This is a genomic window from Neobacillus cucumis, assembly GCF_023715505.1.
In genome coordinates, this window is record NZ_JAMBOH010000032.1 from 1 (window position 1) to 21,644 (window position 21,644).

The 21,644-nt window shown below is 35.0% G+C and carries 18 protein-coding genes and 1 pseudogene; 5 read left to right on the forward strand and 14 right to left on the reverse strand.

What is annotated here, in order from left to right:
• Positions 1-289 precede the first annotated feature (289 nt).
• Positions 290-1,129 (forward strand): tyrosine-type recombinase/integrase, encoded by an 840-nt coding sequence (locus M3226_RS26585; RefSeq protein ID WP_251571825.1) that lies wholly within the window; start codon positions 290-292, stop codon positions 1,127-1,129.
• Between the two features lie 108 nt (positions 1,130-1,237).
• Here the strand turns inward: M3226_RS26585 and M3226_RS26590 are convergent, their stop codons facing one another.
• The 6 genes from M3226_RS26590 to M3226_RS26615 all read right to left on the reverse strand — a co-directional run bounded on the left by M3226_RS26590 (position 1,238) and on the right by M3226_RS26615 (position 7,105).
• On the reverse strand, positions 1,238-1,423 hold the full coding sequence (locus tag M3226_RS26590; protein WP_251571827.1) for a hypothetical protein: 186 nt from the start codon (positions 1,421-1,423) through the stop codon (positions 1,238-1,240).
• Between the two features lie 194 nt (positions 1,424-1,617).
• On the reverse strand, positions 1,618-2,256 hold the full coding sequence (locus M3226_RS26595; protein ID WP_251571829.1) for a DUF3885 domain-containing protein: 639 nt from the start codon (positions 2,254-2,256) through the stop codon (positions 1,618-1,620).
• Positions 2,257-2,385: 129 nt separating this feature from the next.
• Complete coding sequence (locus tag M3226_RS26600) at positions 2,386-2,859, reverse strand: GNAT family N-acetyltransferase (RefSeq protein ID WP_251571832.1); 474 nt, start codon at positions 2,857-2,859, stop codon at positions 2,386-2,388.
• 226 nt (positions 2,860-3,085) lie between these two features.
• Entirely contained in the window at positions 3,086-3,961 is an 876-nt protein-coding gene (locus M3226_RS26605; protein ID WP_251571834.1) for an SMI1/KNR4 family protein, read from the reverse strand.
• A 380-nt stretch (positions 3,962-4,341) separates the two neighbouring features.
• Entirely contained in the window at positions 4,342-6,465 is a 2,124-nt protein-coding gene (locus M3226_RS26610; RefSeq protein ID WP_251571836.1) for an ATP-dependent Clp protease ATP-binding subunit, read from the reverse strand.
• Positions 6,466-6,823: 358 nt separating this feature from the next.
• Positions 6,824-7,105, reverse strand: a complete 282-nt coding sequence (locus tag M3226_RS26615) for a hypothetical protein (RefSeq protein ID WP_251571838.1) — start codon at positions 7,103-7,105, stop codon at positions 6,824-6,826.
• Between the two features lie 161 nt (positions 7,106-7,266).
• Here M3226_RS26615 and M3226_RS26620 point away from each other — a divergent pair, with 161 nt between their 5' ends.
• The 4 genes from M3226_RS26620 (at position 7,267) to M3226_RS26635 (ending at position 11,733) form a co-directional block, all read left to right on the forward strand.
• Positions 7,267-7,506 (forward strand): DUF6429 family protein, encoded by a 240-nt coding sequence (locus M3226_RS26620; protein ID WP_251571840.1) that lies wholly within the window; start codon positions 7,267-7,269, stop codon positions 7,504-7,506.
• Between the two features lie 746 nt (positions 7,507-8,252).
• Positions 8,253-8,795 (forward strand): HTH-type transcriptional regulator Hpr, encoded by a 543-nt coding sequence (locus tag M3226_RS26625; protein WP_251571842.1) that lies wholly within the window; start codon positions 8,253-8,255, stop codon positions 8,793-8,795.
• A 1,479-nt stretch (positions 8,796-10,274) separates the two neighbouring features.
• Positions 10,275-11,390 (forward strand): tyrosine-type recombinase/integrase, encoded by a 1,116-nt coding sequence (locus M3226_RS26630; RefSeq protein ID WP_251571844.1) that lies wholly within the window; start codon positions 10,275-10,277, stop codon positions 11,388-11,390.
• Between the two features lie 52 nt (positions 11,391-11,442).
• On the forward strand, positions 11,443-11,733 hold the full coding sequence (locus tag M3226_RS26635; protein ID WP_251571846.1) for a hypothetical protein: 291 nt from the start codon (positions 11,443-11,445) through the stop codon (positions 11,731-11,733).
• Between the two features lie 681 nt (positions 11,734-12,414).
• Here the strand turns inward: M3226_RS26635 and M3226_RS26640 are convergent.
• The 8 genes and pseudogenes from M3226_RS26640 to M3226_RS26675 all read right to left on the reverse strand — a co-directional run.
• A pseudogene (locus tag M3226_RS26640) lies at positions 12,415-12,917 on the reverse strand (class I SAM-dependent methyltransferase); the annotation flags it as partial.
• A gap of 177 nt (positions 12,918-13,094) precedes the next feature.
• On the reverse strand, positions 13,095-13,580 hold the full coding sequence (locus M3226_RS26645) for a recombinase family protein (protein ID WP_308211994.1): 486 nt from the start codon (positions 13,578-13,580) through the stop codon (positions 13,095-13,097).
• Between the two features lie 128 nt (positions 13,581-13,708).
• Entirely contained in the window at positions 13,709-15,361 is a 1,653-nt protein-coding gene (locus tag M3226_RS26650; protein ID WP_251571848.1) for a GMC oxidoreductase, read from the reverse strand.
• Between the two features lie 749 nt (positions 15,362-16,110).
• Positions 16,111-17,064: an MBL fold metallo-hydrolase gene (locus M3226_RS26655; RefSeq protein ID WP_251571850.1), complete on the reverse strand. Its 954-nt coding sequence runs from the start codon at positions 17,062-17,064 to the stop codon at positions 16,111-16,113.
• 18 nt (positions 17,065-17,082) lie between these two features.
• The gene (locus tag M3226_RS26660; RefSeq protein WP_251571852.1) at positions 17,083-18,015 is read right to left on the reverse strand and encodes an aldo/keto reductase; all 933 of its coding nucleotides are present in this window, start codon (positions 18,013-18,015) and stop codon (positions 17,083-17,085) included.
• Positions 18,016-18,091: 76 nt separating this feature from the next.
• A complete protein-coding gene (locus M3226_RS26665) occupies positions 18,092-19,084 on the reverse strand; it encodes a substrate-binding domain-containing protein (protein ID WP_251571854.1) in 993 nt (330 codons plus the stop codon).
• Positions 19,085-19,114: 30 nt separating this feature from the next.
• On the reverse strand, positions 19,115-20,113 hold the full coding sequence (locus M3226_RS26670; RefSeq protein ID WP_251571856.1) for an ABC transporter permease: 999 nt from the start codon (positions 20,111-20,113) through the stop codon (positions 19,115-19,117).
• Between the two features lie 28 nt (positions 20,114-20,141).
• Positions 20,142-21,641, reverse strand: coding sequence for a sugar ABC transporter ATP-binding protein (locus M3226_RS26675; RefSeq protein ID WP_251571858.1), 1,500 nt, complete (start codon positions 21,639-21,641; stop codon positions 20,142-20,144).
• Positions 21,642-21,644: the final 3 nt, after the last annotated feature.

The following is a 21,644-nucleotide window of genomic DNA, read 5'->3' on the forward strand; positions in this document are numbered from 1 at the left end:
ACAGAGACAGCAATCCATTGTTCGGCATTCACTTCGAAGACTTGAAGGTTTAGGATACAGGGTTACTCTACAAGAACCTGAAGCATCCTAATCTATTCAACTGAATTCCATAGATCAATGAATTAGATGCTCTCCCCTTTTTAAAAAATGAATGAGCTGCGTCTTCTTTAGTATTGCCTTTTTATCGAAGGTACAGAAGTAAATTTTCATGGTAGTTCAATACCTAACGTTTTCATAACTACAATCAAGGCAATAATTCCTCTAATATAACGAATAAGGAGGAATTATTGTGTTATTGTCAAAATCCTGGGAACTTTATGAATCGGATAAAAGAATTGAAGGTTTCTCTCCTCAGACCTTAAAAGCGTATAAGCTCCAATCTAAGCTACTTATCCAACACTTTAACGATGTAAATATTGAATCTTTGACGACTAATCAGTTGAAGGTATACTTAGCAAAGTCTAGTGAACACTTAAAGCCATCAAGTTTAGCTCATCGGATTCGCTTTATTAAATCTCTATTCCGGTGGTCACACAAGGAAGGGCATATACCTAAAAACCCATCTGCGAAAATTAAAGAACCCAAACAAGGAAAAAGAATTCCTAAATTTTTGACGGAGAGAGAAATTGAACATTTGAGGGAAGCGTGCTTTACTCCTATGGAAAAGGCATTATTCGAATTTATGTTTTCCACAGGTTGCAGAATAGGTGAAATTGTTTCACTTGAAAAGAATAGTATTAATTGGTCAAATCGTTCTGCCATAGTCCTTGGAAAGGGAGATAAGGAAAGGAAGGTATATTTTAATATACGGTGTGAAATCTGGCTCAAACGATATTTAGATCTTCGCCAGGATAAAGATCCAGCTATTTTTGTTACTGAACGGCATCCACATAAAATGAGTATAGGACAGATGAGGTACATCATTAAACGAATATCAAGTCGTGCAGGGATCAACAAAGAAATCCATCCACATCAACTACGCCACAGCTATGCGACACACCTATTGAACAACGGAGCTCCCATTGATGTTATTCAAAGTTTACTAGGTCACGAAAAAAGCGAGACCACTAGGATTTATGCTCAGTTGAGTGGAAGCCTTAGAAGAGAATTTTATAGAAAATATTTTTAGAAATAGATTGGCAAAAGGCAATGGATACTTCCGCTGCCTTTTCACTATTGCCCCCGATAGTTTAAGTACAATGCTTCACAATGTCTTGAAAATTCATTTATATAAGTCTTATTTATCAGACTGTCTTTTAAAGAATAAGCAACACAATGCAAAAATGACCAAATATAACATTGCTTGACCAGTTGAATTTTCGCTAAGAAAATTGTGGATACCATTGGCACGAAGTATGGAACGAATAACAATAGAAATAATTGCAGCAATAAATGCAGCAATCATGTATTTTTTAAATGTCATAAAGTTACTCCTTTTACCCAGGCTAGTAAAAAATAAGAGAAGGACTACGAATACATACAATTTATAATCTGCGTTAAATTTGTTTTTTTATTGAACTAACCTGCAACCGTTTAGTGGAACAAGAAAAAGGGTACCGCAGCAGCAACCCCTTGTTCAATTCAAGCCCCCTGTTAGCGGGAGAAAAATATATTCCTTTATTTAAATACCCTGTCTATTTCATACCTATCGTAATCTAAAATCCAATGATTGTATCCTTCATAAATATGTCTAATTGTTTCGGGCGATGTCGCTAATAAATCACAACCTCTGTCATCGTAAACGTGAAATATAGTTTTTTTATTGATATTTATGAAGTAAACCCTATGGAATATCCTTGGTTTCAGCCCCAAGTCTTGATTGCAAATTGCTTTTAATAATGGAATGTATTTAAAATCAGACGTTTTGCAGTTTAGAGAAAATCTATGGGTTTTATATGTACCTTCTTCATCATCCTCTGGAAAAATATAAGGCATTGATTGATGTTTCAGGCTAAACAATAATGTTTTTTCAACATAGCGAGAAAAGTTATTTAACTGATTTTTGAGTTTTTTCCCCTTATCAAAATCATTTACATCTGTCACGACGCATATTTCCTCTGTTGGAGAATGTAGGGCTTCGAATAGCGTAATTGCCCTTTTATAACATCCTAGTACATAGGGGTTGTTGGGGTAGTCATATTCCCTTTTCCACTCCACCCCTAGTTCAAACCGTATCCCAATGTCCCAACAATAAAACAAGGGTGGTCTTAGTTCTAAGTTTGGAAAATTCTCATTCATAAAATTGTTTAAAAGCATTTTGCACCTCTTTTCTTACCATCATTATATCATCGTTCTGTATATGTCTGCCCCGTTAGTCGAATAACAAAAAGACCACCATATATGGCAGCCGCTATTAACAATCGCACCGTTAGTTCAATAACACGATTAATTTCCTATTTTTTTCTCCAAACAATAATGGACTTTATCGTTGTAAATTAATTCTTTATATTTCGTAAACCCAAATGAGTTCCAAAAACGAATACCTTGCTGATTAATCTGATGAACCGCTAACCGAATAGCAGTTTTTTCTTTTTCTTTTATTAAATTTTCAAATTGAATATATACTTTTTTGGCTAAACCATTGCCCTGGTACTTGCGATGAATGACAAATAGGCTAATCCACGTTTTTCCATCCGATAGATTTGATAAGCAGTAATCAAGAATGCCAATGTAGTTCTGGTCATTTTTCACAAGCAACCTTACCACATTTAAATCCTTACTTTCTTGAAATTCTTCTATGATGTCCTGTTCTTCGATTGTTTCTTTGTTTTTTGAGATTAAGTTGTAATCTGGATTAGAGTTCATAATATCCATTTCGATTTGCTTTTTATCAAATGTATTTTCTTCGAAATTAATCACTTTTTTACTTCCTTCTCCCTTTTAAGAAGTTTGTATTAACAATTGTCATCATAAAACTTATACTCTTAATTGTACTACTTCTTCTGAAAAATAAAATTTCTTCTTCAACTATCCTGCCCGTTAGCGAAACAAGAAAAGCCACCTGAAATGGCAGCTGGATCTTGAACTCTTGCACCCGTTATCTGAATAAACAAGGTGTATTTTCACTGCTCGTTAGTGAATAGCATTATTCCTCATCTACAAAGTCAATCATCACACCAACAACCTTTTTTGAAATGTTATATTTTACTTTCACTTCGTACATTCCGTCACCATAACCAGACATTGAAACCGCACCATCTGAGACAACTCCCCCCTGTGCATCTGAAGCAACTACCTCATCATATTGGATGGCTTCGTCTCTACCAAATGTTTTAAAATCAAAAATTCCTGCTTGTGCAGAGTCAACTCCAATCTGTTTATCGCAAACATGCCATTTTCCAATTGGTTTCTTTTCCCCATAAAATACAAATAAGTTTTTAACAACTTCATCAGGAGTATAAGAAATGGAAGCTGTCCAGTTACCATTTTTCACATTTAAAAGTACATTTTGCAACTCAGCTTCTTCATCCACTTTATAGTATGGGTCAGTAACAATTAGCTTTCCACTTTCAACCATAAACGTGCCAAGTTTATTAGGCTTATTAGTATTTACTTTCGGCACATGCCGATCGATAAATTCACTTAATGTTAAAGACGCATATTTGCCTAACCCAGTTTTGTCATTCCAAGTATAAATTAGTTCCTGCATAAATCTTTTCCTAATTCGATAGCAAAGTTTTTCACCACTCATTTTTTCACCAATACAAACCATATCACTCGGTAGATTTTTGGGTCTGTTCTGATTTTGTTTTACTATATCAATTGTTAATGCCGTTTGTTCATTAGCTGGAATAGGGAACAAAGTCCAATCGCCAAATTTTGCTCCATTCGTTTCTAAAAAAAGTTCCTTGTATTCATCTGGAAAAATAGCACCAAGTGCTTTTTCTGTTTTTTTCAATTCAACTAACGACACTCCAGCCACTTTCGAACTTGGATTAATCATGTTTAATACTTTCTTCATCTCTTCCTCCATGATTCTCTTTAGGATTACTTTGTCAGACTACATTCAAATTAACAATGAATGTTTTCGATATTTATTATAAAAACCCTCTATTTATTCAATAAAATAAAGCATTTCTTCTTCAACTCCACTTTAGTTCAATAAGAAAAAGCTGTCTCGATGACAGCTCTGCTCTTGAACTCAAGCACCCGTTACTTTAAGTGTAATCCTTCACAAACTTATCAAAACACTTCGTTAATTTAATTAACATTACCATATTGAAGCCTATAGAAATCGTTTTTTGTTCCAACATTGAATGATCTATTTATAAGAGGAACCCCACTGATTTGAAAAGTGGGGTTTCTCGACAAGCTGAAAGGATAGATGAAGATCATCTATCCTTATGCTACGTTAATATTATTATTCTCTACTGAGACAGTGATCGTAGTTACGTTTTCGCTATTAATAATTAAAGAAGTGATTTTATCTTCAATTTTCTCTTGAATAACGCGTCGAAGTGGACGAGCACCAAACACATTGCTATATCCTAATTCGGCAATCTTTTCTTTTGCTTCCTTATCGATTTCAATGGAAATCCCTTGTTCCTCTAATGTTTCTTTAAGCTCCGCCATCATAATCTCGATAATTTCCACAAGGTTCTCTTTTTGTAGGTGGTTAAACTCAATAATCGAATCAATACGGTTTAAGAATTCAAGCTTAAAGTGATTTCCGATTTTATCGACAATATGTGACTCTACTCCTTGCTGTTCATCGCTGCCAAAACCAATTGGCCCTAAAGTTTTGTTTCCAACACCTGCGTTTGAAGTCATGATGATAATCGTTTCCGTAAAGCTTACAACTCTTCCTTGGCTATCTGTTAACCTGCCATCTTCCATGATTTGAAGAAACACATTCATCACATCTGGGTGTGCTTTTTCGATTTCATCCAGCAGAATGATGGAATAAGGGTTTCGGCGAACTTGTTCCGTGAACTGACCTGCGTCTTCATGTCCGACATAGCCAGGAGGTGAACCAATGAGCTTAGAGACAGAATGTTTTTCCATATATTCACTCATATCTAGGCGAATCATCGCATCTTTACTGCCGAATAATTCGGCGGCAAGAGTTTTCGTCAACTCGGTTTTACCTGTACCTGTTGGACCTAAGAATAAAAATGAAGCGGTTGGACGTGTTTTCGGTTTTAACCCAACACTTGCCCTTAAGATTGCATTGGCTACTTTTTCAATAGCTTTATCCTGACCAATAATTTTACTTGCTAGTTTCTCTTTCAAGTCTTTCATTTTTTGTTGCTCTGCTTTTTGTAGCTTTTGTACAGGGATTCCAGTACTTTTTTCAATAATCTCTTGGACCATTTCTACGGTAATATCTTTCACTATATTGTCTGAGTATTCAGATAATTTTTGTTTCATTTCTCTCTCTTCATCACGAAGAATCGCCGCTTTTTCGTAGTGCTCTAATTTCGTTGCTTGTTGTTTTTCTTCAGTAATGTCTTTTAAGCGCTGTTTTAAATAGTTAACATCTAGCTCTCCATGAGCAAGGTTTAGTATTGCACCGGCCTCATCCATTAAATCGATGGCCTTATCTGGTAAGAAGCGATCTTGAATATAGCGTTTTGATAGTGTCACACATGCTTTTAGGACATCATCCGAATACGTTACATCGTGATACTTTTCATATGCTGGCCGAATTCCTTTTAAAATTTCAAACGCCTCATTCACAGACGGTTCTTTCACGATCACCGATTGGAAGCGACGCTCAAGTGCAGGATCTTTTTCAATCATGCGATATTCTTTCATCGTTGTTGCGCCAACAATTTGAATTTCACCGCGCGCTAACGCTGGTTTTAATATATTCCCTGCATCCATTGAACCGTCAGACGTACCTCCAGCACCAACCATCATGTGTAGTTCATCAATGAACAAAATCACGTTTTTACGTTGTTGTAATTCAGCAATAAGTTTTTTCATTTTTTCTTCAAATTGTCCTCTGTAGGATGTACCTGCTACAAGTGAACTGATGTCTAACAAATATACTTCTTTCGTTTTTAGTTTCGCCGGTACTTTGCCTTTGACGATTTGAAGGGCAAGGCCTTCAACGATCGCTGTTTTCCCGACACCAGCCTCACCGATTAAGACCGGATTATTTTTTGTACGACGGTTTAATATTTGAAGGATACGTTCAATTTCTTGATCCCTACCGATCACGCCATCAATTCGCCCTTCTTTTGCTTCATTCGTCAAGTTCCGTCCATGTTGATCAAGAAAGCTATTTTTTTTTCGTTTCTTTGGCTTGGTTACATGGACATTTTTGTTTTGCTCAGGCTGGCTGCCATCTGTGTCCAACAGATTGAACATTTGGTTGTCAAGTTGAATGGAGCCGTTTTCCAATTTTTGTTTTGCGATATCATAGCATTCCGCACACAAACTAATTTGGCTTTGACCGTGATTAAATGAGAAGTTTAACTGATAACTCGCTGGCGATGTTTGACAGTTTTGACAAATCATAATTCCACCCTCCTTTTGACTTTGACTATCTTTGACTATGAATATATGAAAAAGGAGCCACTTCTACCAGTAAGCCCGGTGAATTTTTTATTAAGTTTCTTCTATTATATTGTACTTCTTTTAACATTTCTACAGGTAATGGTTGGGTATATACCCAACCTAGTAAACGTTTACTCCACCATACTGTTGGAAACATAAGAATGATGTAATGTAATTGTCAGTCTATTTTTGCCCAAGTCTCTCTTTTACTGAGCCCTTGTTCAACAAAAAAGAACATTTCTCCCTCTTTAAGAAATGCTCCCGTTTGCTTAACAAGAATATTATTCTTTATTTTTAGAAATAACCTAGGGATTTTTTTTTAAAAGGATTTTACTATCTTTGTTATTTTACTGTTTGCATATTTTGCTACTTCTCCATAAGGAATCCATATTTCTCTATTTTGAATTGGTTCATATAGAGAGGAAATAACGGTATTTTGGTGATCTAGGGGTAATTTCTTTGTTGTACCTATTTCATTCATCTGATTGTGATAGAGTTTACGAAGTTCAGTTGCTATCCATTCCTTGTGACTATTTATTAATTGTGAAAAACTCTTGTTTGTTTGAAGAAGGTTTCCATTTACTTTAATATGATTTTTCAATAATCACCCTCCTTAAGTCTTAGATATTCCCACAGTAACAATTAAGCAAAAGTTAACAAAAATAAGTTTGCCATTCGATTTTATCAAATTATTATTTTCTAACTTTGAAATAATAACATTATTTTAGTTACAATAGTATAAAAAGGAAGGACTGTACTAAAATGAAAGATCAGATTGATGAATTAACGTTATTATTGTTGCATTTAACGTCTTTTAATGAAGACTATGGTTTAGGTGAAGCTAAAAGAAGTTGGAAAGGTTATCCTTTTGAGTCACTTAATGAGCTATCAGAGAATGATTTCATTCGTGACAGCAAGAGATCAAAATCAGTATATCTAACAGAGAAAGGAATCGAAACCGCTAAAGAGTTGATGAAAAAATATAATGTAAAAGAACAGTAAGGGATTTCTCATAATGAGATTTCCTTTTACCTTTCGTAAAAAAGACCTGCGTTTGTATTTTATGCAGATTTTGAATTCTTGCACCCGTTACTTAAAGTACATTACTTCACAATCTCCTTGGATAATTAATCCTAAAAAGGCAGTGCCTTTTTTTGTGCAAGCCCTAACCATTAAAAATTCGGATCATCAGCAATATCTATCAATACATGGTTTTAAGGGCAGACCCTATGCCAGGTTCATCCATTATGATTATTAGACGGCGAATAACCACTCAGCATTGGATACCACAAGTAGGACAACTCGGTACTTCTTCATATTTAAATGGCATATCGGAAAGAGAAAGGTTTATTGCCTTTTCAACCTCTTCAATCTCTTTATCAGTTAGAATTCATCAATAAATTTAAAAGTTTCTTTTATATTAATTGAATATTATAAGCCAAAGGATTGAAATAATGGAAGCAAGTCGGGATGTAACTTTTTGGGTTCTATCTTATTTCTGAATTTCTGGTGATTACCAGTACAAGTGCATCTGCCGGTTGACGCCGAGCATTGCATTCTCTATCGCTAGATACAAGCTAGGCAATAGAAGGAAGTTTACGGCATGTGCACGACGGATAGTTTCCGCAGTTATTTATTTCCCTTTTTATGAATTAAATTATAAGAAAATTTGATATATTTACAACTTTATTAATGTTTATTTTAATGCAATAATAAATTAATATAATTCCAGAAAAGTAGGTGAAAATATGAGAGGGTCTATTAATGATTATACAATTATGGAATCCTTATTTTTTAGTCAAAGAATGATGCAATTAAGCAAAGCACTCTGGAAAGCAATTGAAAAGGATTGGCAGGAATGGATAAAGCCTTATGATCTTAACATTAATGAACACCATATTTTATGGATTACCTATTATTTAAAAGACGCTCCCATTTCAGAAATTGCTAAACTTGGAGTCATGCACGTGTCAACAGCCTTTAATTTCTCAAAAAAGTTAGAAAACCGAGGATACTTACATTTTTCTAAAAAGGAAAATGATTTGAGAAACACATATATTCAATTAACGGAAAAAGGGGAAGAAATGCTTTTAACCATTTTCAAAAATTATGAGCCGTTACAAAATTCCGTATTTAAAGGAGCATTACCATTACACCAATTATACGGAAAATTTCCTGATTTTATTGAAATGACGACCATTGTTCGTAGTATATATGGTAATGACTTTATGGAAGTTTTTGAACACTCTTTCGATAACATTGAAAAAAATTCGCTCAAGTGGAAGGAATGATTTAAAAAATGAATAAAATTTCTTTTTAAGCTATCTTGCCCCGTTAGCCACCCATGAAGCGCAAAACCGGCGCTTCACAACAGAGAATGAAAATATTCCATGCAGGCTATACTGTTTTAATGCTGGCGAAGAAGGTCGTTACACTATGGTGCCTTTGAGCCCATCCGTTTGTCTGACTCCAACGATCACGGTGTACCACCGAATGTCGCGCCCTATAGGGGTAGCACTCATGGGAGATTAATCCTTTTCTAATCGTTGCGCCAGCTTATCCTTGATTTTGTTTTTATGTAGAAAGGTTTCCAATTCACAATCGTTTAGCACCTAATCATGATTTTTCAAGAGGCACAGCCTTTTTTCAGTTTTTATTTTCATGGGAGTGAAATAAGGAAAAGCTGACTTAATGACAGCCCAATCTTAAACTCTTGATCCCGTTTTTTTAACAAACATTTTATCTTAAAATGAATATAATCATAATGCCATAACATTTACTTCACTCACTTTCGTTTCAATATGGGCTAAATTTTATTTACCATTTTTTGTATATTGAATTTTAATATTAGAAAAAATTATAACAGAGCAAGGAAATCAACCTTTGATAACACCTACATTGAAATGCCTTGCTCTATATTTTTAAAAAATAGGCTAATATCCAAGATTAATAACTCAAATGTAATAATATATAAACAAATACTGACCTTCAACCAGTATGTATAGTAATGACACATTCCATTGTGTCTATGCCAGGAGAAATCCTGGTTTTTTATTTTCGCCAAACGTACCAAATAGGACAAGAAGACTTATGTACTTTAATACCTGTTAGCAATATATTCTAGAGATGGACAAGGAGAAAATTCCACTTTATTTTTAGTTTCGAGGTCTTTTTTCACTTTTTCTGCAAGCTGTTTTACCTAGTTTATTATGATCGTTTTCCATTTCAATTCCGTTGGGACGCAACATATCTTTATTCCCAACTAATCCATTTACCAAACATCACTTTGCATCTCATAAGTTCTTCTTTTAAATCATTTGAAATGGGAACTTCTTCAATATCAAAGAAAAATCCACATTTATTACCCCAAAAGGCTTTGTATCAACTTCACCTTCTACTTTTAAATCATAAGTGTCCTTAACATCGCATCCAATAGCCCCCCTATTATGGGTTCATTAAGTGGCAGTAATGGGCTTTTATTATGCAAATAACATTACTAATTGATTTCTACTGACAAGTGAATAAAATTCTAAATATTCTTTGTATTGAAATGAATGGGCTATTATATTAAAAATTAAAAGTAATTTGGCCTGAGAGCGAATCTCAGACATGACCCCAACTTAAATTTTTGAATTTATTTAAATTAAATAAGAATGGCAGAATTATAGATAGAACAAACATTCTGTGTTAAAATATAAGTAAAGATAATTAGGTCTTATCTTTACTATACATAATATAATTATTTATAACTAATTCTTAGGAGGTCAATAATGAATTACTTGACCCTTCTTCAAAATATGAATAGTGAACAGTACTTAACCCATTTACAGGAGAATCTAAAAGCTCGTCATCTACTTGATGAAAATCGGAACCTCACACTTGAAATTAGTTCCGAACAGGATTTTCTTGAAATGTTTTTTTTAGAGAAATTGTTTCCGCAAGATAAAAAACTTTCTTCCCACACCATTAAAGCCTACCGATCGGATGCGAAGACGCTGCTTACTTTTCTGACGGACCATTCCCTTTCCTTTCGGGATATCGGATTCCCAGAAGTAAAAGCGTATAACCATTTTATCAAAGAAAAGTATGCAGCTAAATCAGCCATACGAAAATTGGAGTTTTTCAGAAGATTGTTGGACTTTGGTTATGAAACACAATTTTACAAAGCCCACCTTTCCACTTGGATCTCGAAGCCGGTGTCTAAAAAAGGACACTATATAATAGAAGAAACTCGTCACGAAGAAGCACAAACCCGTGTGCAAGTCAGGGAATTGAATCAAAGAGAAGCTGAATTTCTTATTTCCTTCTTTCCTAAAATAGTAAGGGCAACACGAAATCGAGAACAATTGGAGAAGAGGAATTTGCTGATTGGCTACCTACTCTATACCACAGGGCTTCGTGCAAGTGAGCTTTTAAGCTTAAATTGGGGAAGCTTTCGATATAACCGTAAAGGATTTTTATTTGTAGATGTCATTAGTAAAGGGAATAAACCTCGATCAATTCCTATAAGAGATGAAACCAAAGATATTTTATTTAGTTATCGAAAAAGTATGGGCGAAACCGTTGAAATAAATATGCAGGATACCAGCCCGCTCTTTTTCGCTTTATACAATAAAAATGAGCCCATAGTTAATAAAAAACGGTTAACCTACCCTGCCCTGTATAAAATTGTGAAGAAAGCTGTACAACTTGCTGGAAAAAATTTAAGCGTAACGCCTCACTGGTTCCGTCATACATTTGTCACACTTCTGCTTGAGAACGACGTTCCTCTTGCTGTAGTTAAGGATTGGGCTGGCCATTCGGATATTTCTACAACCAATATATACCTAGAGCGCATCAACCAAGATAACTCATATCTTCATTTAAATAAAGTTAACTTGTTTTAAAGAACATTCTTTTTTATTAACAAAAAGCATACAACAGTTGTTGGGTAACCTTTTGATTAGAAAGAGTGATTTTGAAACTTTCTTAGAAGGAAAAATTATTGGCCATTTTTTATTTTTATTGATCTACACACCATGGATAATAGTCAAAGGGACCTATTCAGGTTATGTCTATTCTAAACCAATTAAGAGTGATATCTTCAGATTATCTAGAGGAAAACTTTCTAGCATTAACTTTAATTCAATACGTAGAGCAATGGCCTTAAATTTTTATTTAAAAAATTATTCTTTACAAGTGATTGCAAAAGAACTTGGAATTAAAAATTTAATCAACCCATTTTTCTAAAATTTGGAATGTTGGAGATTTGCATTCTGACGTATTTATCTTTTAATTCATGTATAACTCTTCAACTAATTTTGTTGTAGATTAGTTATATGAAAATTCAAAAATCATGTCATGCTTGGACTGATTAAATACCCTTTCGTCTCCAACTCTCCATGTGCAACTCCCATATAAAACGAATATATATTTAATAATAATAGTTATAATGCTATTATTATTAAAAATGACATATATTTAAAATAGATAGTATAATTTATCATATATGTTATATTATATGTTATACTGGGTTTATATTTATACGCAGTAAAATTAGGCACCAAGCACGGAATCTAATTCTTCTTGAAAATAAATGAACATATCCATGCCAAGGTTGTGAAGTGAATCGGATTATAAAACTGAGATACTTTAAAAACGTTGTTTTAACCGGATATTATTTTTACAATGTATGATTTAGCAGATGACAATGGTGGCAACAGCGTGGTTTTCCACCAATTTGCAACCATTGTTCCTACACTCCACATGTGTGGACTGTAATTAACCACACAATGGATGTTGGTGGGTTTATAAACATTCTTGAGGCCTTTTTCTCTTAGAACATCACACTTGTTAAACTAAAGCCCATTAGTTAGTTGCCCTTTTGATAGAGAAGTCAGCACTATTTTTCACAAGCAAATTAGGATACACTTATTTCCTTCCGCTCAAAATCATTGCATTTCCTAATACTTTTTTGTTAATAAGAGCTTTGGCAATTTCATTACTTTAGCAAGTTTGTAGCTATTCAATTCGGATACACCATATTTTTTTAAGACATTTAAGAGCTTTTTTCATTCCCAAATATTTTTTCATCCATAAACAAATCTAAGAATACAAATTCACCACCAGGCTTTAAAACTCTTAATGCCTCTTTCATTACTTCCGTTTTATTTAGTCTATCTTTTACTTCATGAAATGTTAGACAACTTACAATTAGATCAAATTCGTCATCATTAAAAGGGAGTTCTGCAGCACTTGCTTTCAGGATCAGAGACCCCTTCTATTTCAGCATTTTGTTGACATTGAGTTTTCGAATACTCCCAATTCCCACCCCAATAATCACTTCCAGTTAAAATCGAATTAGGATAAGTCTTTGCAAGTTTATTAATCAGTGAACCACTACCTGTTCCTATATCTAGGATTTTTCCTTTTCCAGATCAATAATCCACTAAAAGCTATCTTTACTAGCTCCTAACATTTATTAATTAAAAAATATTTCCAAAATAACTTCTTCAACAATCTGGCCGGTTTTTGAAAAGAAAATAAACCCCTTAATTGATAAAATCCTTTGCCTTCATTAAGTAAAGGATTTTTTTGATGAGTTTCTTCTATTATATATTTGTATTTTTCGGATCCCTTTCATACCCCTTAAAAAACTTATAAAATGTTGTCTTTTTAACACCTATTTCTTGCATCGTTTTCACAGCTGTTATCTCTCCCTTTTTCCATCGATGATAAGCTTGTTTAAACTCTTCCGTAATAATAGATCTCGGTCTGCCAAAAACTATACCATTTTTTATTGCCACATAAATTCCTTCACACTGTCGTTTTCGAATTCGATTGCGTTCGTCTTCTGCCATCCAAGTTAGAATTTGTAAAACCAGATTAGCAATGAAGGTGCCTAGACTGGCTTTAAATAGAGTGGTGTCCAATAAGGGCATATCCAATACCACAATGTCAGCCTTGGTATTTTTCGTAATGTCATTCCACTCTTGTAAAATTTCTTCTTTGTTCCGGCCAAAGTGACTTGAGTAATTGGTATTGAACTCGATTGAAATCCTTTCCACTTTATTTGTCCATAAAGATATCGCGTTCATCTATCCCCTTTTTGACTGGCTTGCCTTCTTTAATTTAACTTAAAACCACTTTAACCCATTAACAGAGCCCTTTATTTCAAAAATCCCCCGTCATAGTAAATATATAACAGTTAATATACGCAATTAGCTCATTTCAATTGATGAATTATATAATCTGCCGTACGAATCGCTAAGGCAACCGTTGTCAATGTAGGATTTGCGGCTCCACTAAAAGGTAATATACTATTGTCAGCCACATAGACGTTCGATATTCCGTGTAATTGACCATAACGGTTCGTTACAGATGTAGCAGGGTCATTTCCCATTCGGCAGGTTCCCATTTCGTGATAATCGTCTCCGGGTACATATAAGCATAGGTCTGATTTTTTTATAGTAATAGCTTTTCCTATACCGGATATGATTTGATTTACGCCGTTTACCATTATTCCAATCATTTCTTTATCCTTTTCACTATAAGAAAATTGAACTTGTATTTCCGGTACCCTGTATTCATCTAATCGATTGGAATTTAAGGAAATATGGTTTTCAAAACGCGGCTCAACGATCCCCAAGGCTTCAATTCCAATTTCTATTTCTTCTAAAAGAGGTTTATCTTCGTATGTTTGATACCACATATATCGTTCAAGATTTGGGCCATAAATCGTTACTTGAAAGGGACGATCATTGGTTCGAGGCACCAAAAGAGCAAGTGTTCCTAATACCTCCGGAAATGCATTTCGGTCCACCCTCACTGTTGCAACAATTTTTGAGTGATTCATTAAATAATGACCAATGGAAGTTCCTTGAATTCCAGAATGGATGAGAAGACGAGGGGTTTCCCAGCTGCTTGCCGACAATACAATGTTCTTTGCTTTGATGTAATAAGATTTTTTATCAGGAGACATAACCTGGATCCCTCTAGCGTTATCGTTTTCAGTGAAGATCTTAACAGCTCGTGCCCTAACGGCTATATCAAACGGACGTTGATATAGGGCCATAGCAAGCAATGAAATGGAACTGAAAAATGCGTTTGAATGGATTTGGCCAAATCTCGTGCTCGAAAGATCAACCGCCATTGGCATTTCCGAGACATCAGGGAAACCGCTTCTTCGAATAATTTCCAACATTTTTGTTGTAATTCTGGAATCTTTTGTATATCCAGTAGACACATTCATGATTTGTTCGGCGATATTGTAATATGGAATCATTTCTTTGTATGAAACAGGCCAGTCGTCCATGTCGATGGGATGTAAACGAGGAGTATTCCCCGACCAGAATAAAGATCTACCACCAAGAGCAAACACTTCCGTTGCCCCTGGGTATTCCGGTTGGAATTTTCCGAGCGGAAACCCAAAGTTTTTATAAAAAGCTCTTGCACTCGTTGCATTCAAAGTTGGGACATTAAGGGCATTGGTTGGCATTAAGAGATCTCCGCTTTCAATGACACCAATTTGCATTCCCTTTTTTCGCCACTGTTCGCACAGTCGCCATAGAACAGTCGGACCTCCAAATCCAGTACCGACAATTAACACATCATATTCGGTTTCTGACATTTTTTCTAAAGATGTTAAAGGAATCCAATGTTTTTGTTCTGTCAAAGGAGCCATAGGTTTACAGACAGGAATTTTGATGATTCTTCTAACATTGACTTTTTGTCCTTCTAGATCGACATTAGGATTGGTAATTTGGGGATTGATGGATATGAGCTGCTCAATACCTATATTCATTTGATTCGCAATGCTTCTTAGGGTATCTCCTTTTTTCGCACTATACGTATACATATTTTTATCACATCCATTCATTGAAAATGTCTTCTTCATTATATGTAAGGGTTTTTGAGTATAGTATGATGAGCATAATAAAGAAGCACCTAAAGTTAGATGCTTGTCACTTGTCTTCTTTTGCACAATAGTACTAAACAACGTTAAGGGTTTATAAGATTGGATTTACTCTTCCCTAATGGAATAAAATGGATACCATATTTTCGGAATGAACATAATCAAAGGGCTTTTTTTGAACGTGATATCCTGAGCATGAAAAGGATACAATCACTCGCTAAAGCGCATGGCGTCACCCTGGAGGATAATGTAAGTTCCGGTTTAAAGAGTATTCCTAGAAATGAAATACAAACTGTTTCGCCCCCGACACCCGCACATCACTCCCCAACACAAAGCAAATGGAGCAATTACAAGCCTTTATTACAGCTATGATGATAAATTTAACGCACTGAAAAACATAAAGATGAATTAAAAGAAATGATACAAAACTTCACGGAGAACGTGAAGGGACAACATGAAGGGACAACATGAATACATTGACCAATCATTAAAAAAGCGAGATGAACAGCTAATGCAGTCTATAAGGGAACCCATGCAAGCCCAAATCGAGGCAGCCAGCACTGAAAAAAAGGATTCAATCCAATGCTGGATCTACCCTCTCTTTCAATAATTTTAATTTTTCCCGGTTAAACGACCTGTACTGCTTTCACTAATAAAACAGCTCCTTTTTTGTCGTTTTTGTATTGAACTTGCGCAGCCAGTTGTTAATCGTATCAAATGTCGAGAGAAGATGGTACATATGACTTTTTTCTCCAGAACACTTCTTCTTGTTCCTCTATTTGTCCTGATTCTATTAAATCGATTAAATGATGACGAACTACCGAAATAGCACGAAACTCTTTTTGTTTGTTCATAATTTCACATACATTCGACCATAATAATTCTAAACCAGCTTTTTCATGCCTTTGTAATGTCGATAAAATGATTTCATCAATAGTAGATAAATAGTGGTAGACTTTGTGAATTTGCTGTTTCGTTTCTTTTTTTGACATAGGATCATAATGCCCAGTTAATACTCTTTCTATGGAATATTGATCAAGTGTATTTTCAAGTTTTTTTAAAGATTCTCTTAACTGTGATGGTCGTAAATGGCCTGGAAATATTGGAATGTCCGTTCGAACAATAATATCGCCTAAAATGAGTGTTTTTGTGTTTAATTCGATTAAACCCAGCTCATATTCAATATGCCCGGGCAAACTGATCACCTTTAATTCCAAGTCATCAATCCTTATTACATTTTCGTCCTGTACACGAAAATTCACTTTACTGTTACCGTCCATGGACTGGTAAATCTCTTCTCTTTTAATGGCAGTATCAGGATGAATATGCGGAAATGACAATGCAAACTCTTTATAATTTAAACCAATATTCTCAATCCACTTTTCTGCCCCCATTGGCGCCATAATAAAACAACCTGTATTCTGTTGTATAGTGTAATTACATCCTATATGATCGTGATGGGCGTGCGTATTAATGAGGAGTTTCAATGGCTTCGATGCCTTGTTTAAGTCTTCAAGCAATTGTAAGTAATTATTTTTCATTGTTGCAACTCCCGAATCAACTAAAATGGAAGCCGTAGTTCCTGTAAGGACATAGGAATTAACAAATACTTTATCCGTCAAATCGTATTTGATGCGTTGAATTGAGTCAGGTAAATTCACCATCATCGTCACTCCTTTAATCTGTTAAATATTATTTTCTATTTTTCCGCTATACCAAATCTTATCTTTAATCGGTGACAACATATCTTGAACAGTTTTTAATACTTCCAAATCAATGGGTTCATTGATCCAATTAATATTCTTAATCATATTGTCCGGATTTGCTGTCCCAACAAGAGTAGTTGCTATTAGATTATTGGAACAAGAAAACTGAACAGCCAACTTTTCTATATCAATGCCATTTTCGGTACAAAAGCTAACTGCCTTTTCACAAACATTTTTAATTTCTTGGCCAGCAGGGTGCCAAGGTGGTGCTCCCCTTTTACTTAACAGCCCCATCGATAATGGGGACGCATTAATAACACCTATGTTCACATCTTTCATCTCATGTAGAAAATCGATTAATTTAGTATTATTTAATGAATAATGACAATAGGATAAAATACTATCAACATAACTCTTAGTCAATACCTCTTTAAAAATTTTTAGGGGTAAACCCGATACCCCAAAGAATCGTATTTTACCTTCTTTCTTTAATATTTGGAGAGTCGGAATACTTTCTTCTAGGATTTGATCCATAGAACCGAATTCAATATCATGGAGATGCAAAATATCTATATAATCTGTTCCAAGACGTTTTAGGCTCTCTTCAACACTTTTTTTAATTGTACTTTCTGAAAAATCAAAATCATCATCACCGTATCGACCAGCTTTGGTTGAAAGAATATAGTTTTTCCTTTGAATGCCCTTAAGTGCTTTTCCTAATACCGCTTCTGCTTTTGTCAGCCCATAATAAGGAGCTACATCGATCAAATTCACCCCCAAATCTAAAGCTGTATGTACCGTTCTGATCCCCTCATGTTCATCAATATTTCGGAATACCGATCCGAGTGAAGATGCTCCTAGACTTAAAACCGATACTTCTATTCCTGTCTTCCCAAGAGTTCTATAATGCATAGGATCCTCCTTTAATTTTGTATATTTTTTCAAGAGATTCTAAGTTATAAAACTTAGAATCTCTTTTTTCATTCTTTTATTTAACGTAATAATCTTTGACATTCTCTTTTGTTACGATATTAATGCCAGTATCAACATATTTAGGCAGTGTTTTAGGAGCTAAACTATGTTTTAGGGTAAAGAGGGAAACCATCGACCAATAACCCATATTTTCAGTACCTTGGGCCATAGTGGCATCCACTCCTCCATTCTTGACCATATCTAATAAAGCTTTATCTGTATCGAATCCAATAATTTTAATCTTGTCTTTTTTACCTGCTTCACGAACAGCTGTTGCAGCACCTAATCCGGCAACACCATCAGCGGCAAATACCCCTTTAATATTTGGTTTTCCCTGCAATTCAGCAGCCAGGGCAGTAGCTGCTTTTGTTTGATCTCCCCCATCATTAGCTTTTACTACCACTTTCATATTTGGATATTTATTTTTTATTTCAGATTGAAATCCCTTAATTCGATCCTCAACATTCTGCTGTCCAATTGTATAAAGTAAAGCTACTTCACCTTCTTTATCCATTAACTTCGCCATATAGTCAGCTGCTTTTTCACCTGCAACTTCATTACCTGTAGAAAAAAAGGCTGATCGGCTGCTATTAGAGGAATCACTATCATAGGTTACAACTTGGATTCCTTCTTCACGAGCTTTATTAATTGGATCTTTTAAGGCATCGGCATTAATTGCGGCAACTGCAATTCCAGCCGGTTTTGTCGCAGCAACTTGTTCAAATACTGCAACAGACTTGTTTATGTCATATCCAGGATCTCCTGCGTACTTTGTTTCTACACCAAATTGATTTCCTGCTTTTTGAAAGCCTCCCAAAACACCTTTCCAGTAATCCAATCCAGATAAAAAGGAAATCACATAATACACTTCATTCTTGTCACCTTGAAACGCTACTTTTGAATCTGCTTTTTCCGAAGTCCCTCCAGTTTTGGCAGATTGGCAACCAGCACTTGCAGCTATAAGCAAACAAATTGATCCTATTAAAGTAAATTTTTTTAGTGTTTTCAAGATATTCATCTCTCCTTTTTAAAATTAGACTCAAATCGATTTTCTTTTTTGACCAATGTGATCCATCGTAACCGCTACCAAAAGAATCATAAATGTTACAAATTGCTGCCAGTAAACGGAAACGTTCAGCAATACAAGACCGTTGTTGATTACCGCCAATAAGAGAACGCCGAGAACAGCTCCGAATATGGATCCTTCTCCCCCTTTTAAACTTGTACCGCCAATGACAGCAGCCGCAATGGCCCTTAACTCAGCACTATCACCAGTTGTGGGAGAAGCTACACTAAATCTAGCTAAGGTAATTATTCCGGCAATACTTGCTAATAAAGCGGTAAGAATGAAGACACCCATTTTAATTTTCGTGACATTGATGCCGGATAAAACAGCTGCTTTTTCATTGCTTCCGATGTAAAATACTTTTCTAAATGCTTCTGATTTCCTCATTAAATAATCAAATACAATCGTGCCAATAATTAGTAAAATAATCATGAACGGAACCCCAGCAATGCTGCCTGTCCCAATGAATCGGAACGATTCAGGGATACCGCCTATTGATAATGGAGAACCTTGTGTGAAAATGTATGCTGTACCACGAGCAATACCCATCATAGCCAAGGTTGTAATAAAAGGATTAAGACCTACTTTACCTACAAAAAGGCCGTTTATTACCCCACAAATTATACCTACAATAATAGCTGCTAAACATGCGAACCAGATTTCAACTCCAGCTAAATACAAACTTCCAGCCACAACACTGGCCAGTCCCATAATTGATCCTACGGAAAGGTCAAATGCACCTAATACTAGTGCAACCGTCATTCCAATCGCAATAATTCCATCAGCGACTAACGCAATTCCCGTTGAAGCCAAATTACTGCTCGTTAAAAACTGAGGTGATAAAATCGTTAGAACTCCTGAAACTAGAAGAATGATAATAATTAAGCTTGTTTCTCTAAAACCAAAAGTGATCTTAAACAAATTACTAGACTTGATTCTGCCCATTGCAGTTGGATTATTACTTACAATCAAGTTTTCCACCTCTTTCTAAATTTATCTATTAAGTACCTAAGCCTGAAGCTAAAATCATGATTTTATCCTCAGTTAAATCTTCTTTTTGCAAAATATCTTTTAATTTTCCTTCATGCATGACAGCTACACGATCACACATTCCAATTACTTCGGGCAATTCAGACGAAACAATAATAATACCGATTCCCTTTTCCGAAAGTTCCCTCAATAATTTGTAGATTTCTAGCTTGGCACCAATATCAATTCCTCTTGTTGGTTCATCTAAAATTAATACTTTCGGTTCAATAGCCAACCATTTTGCAAGAAGGACTTTTTGTTGATTTCCCCCACTTAATCCATCGACTGGCTGCCTTACATCTGATATCTTAATAGAAAGCCTTTTTACGTATTCACTAGACAAATCTCGTTCCTTGCTGCTTTTAAGAAATAAACCGTTTTTGATTTTTTTTAAAATAGCGGCTGTGATGTTCTTCTCGATACTTTGATCTAAAAAAAGTCCCTGTTCTTTACGGTCTTCTGGTACATAACCTATTCCCACCTTGATTGCTTCGGAATAAGTTTTAATATTCAAGGATTTTCCATTTAAATAGACTGTACCTTTTGACTTTTCATCAATTCCACAAACCGCACGCATCACTTCTGTTCGGCCTGCCCCTACAATCCCTGAAAAACCAAGTATTTCCCCCTGATATAAAGTAAAATTAATATCATTAAAAATCCTATTTAGTCCTAAATTCTCAACTTTTAAAATCTCTTTTTTAATAATTTTAGTTGATTTAGGGGGATATTTATTTTCAATGTTTCTTCCTACCATCATGTTAACAATCTGATTTTCTGTAATATCAGTTGTTTTAACCGTACCTATATATTCACCATCTCTTAAAATCGTAATCTTATCACAAATTCTGAATATTTCTTCCATTCGATGGCTGATATACAAAATACTTACACCGTTGTTTTTGAGCATTTCCACAATTTCAAATAAAACTTCTGCCTCTGGTTGAGTAAGTGAGGACGTCGGCTCATCAAGTATTAACAACTTGCAATTAAGTGATATAGCTTTGGCAATTTCAACAATCTGTTGTTCGGCAATATTAAGCGTTGCAACAATCTGGTTAGGTTTGAAATTGACCTTGAATATATCAAGTACTTCCTGACACTTTTTGTATAGACTTTTATAATCAACCATCGTCGATTTTTTCTTGGGCAATCGCCCAATAAAAATGTTCTCTGCAACCGTCATATGAGGACATAAACTTAATTCTTGATGAACGAGCCCGATTCCGACCTCTTGAGATCCTTTTGGATTTTGAAAGTTAACCTTTTTTCCTTCGAAAAAGATCTCACCCTCCTCTGATTGATGAACCCCGCCGATAATCTTCATGAGGGTTGATTTCCCTGCTCCATTTTCCCCCACAAGACTATGTACCTCTCCCTTTTCAACAAACAAATTAACATTTGATAGTGCCTTAGTACCGGGAAAGTATTTTGATATCGCTTTCATTTCTAACAAATAATTAGAATCCATTTT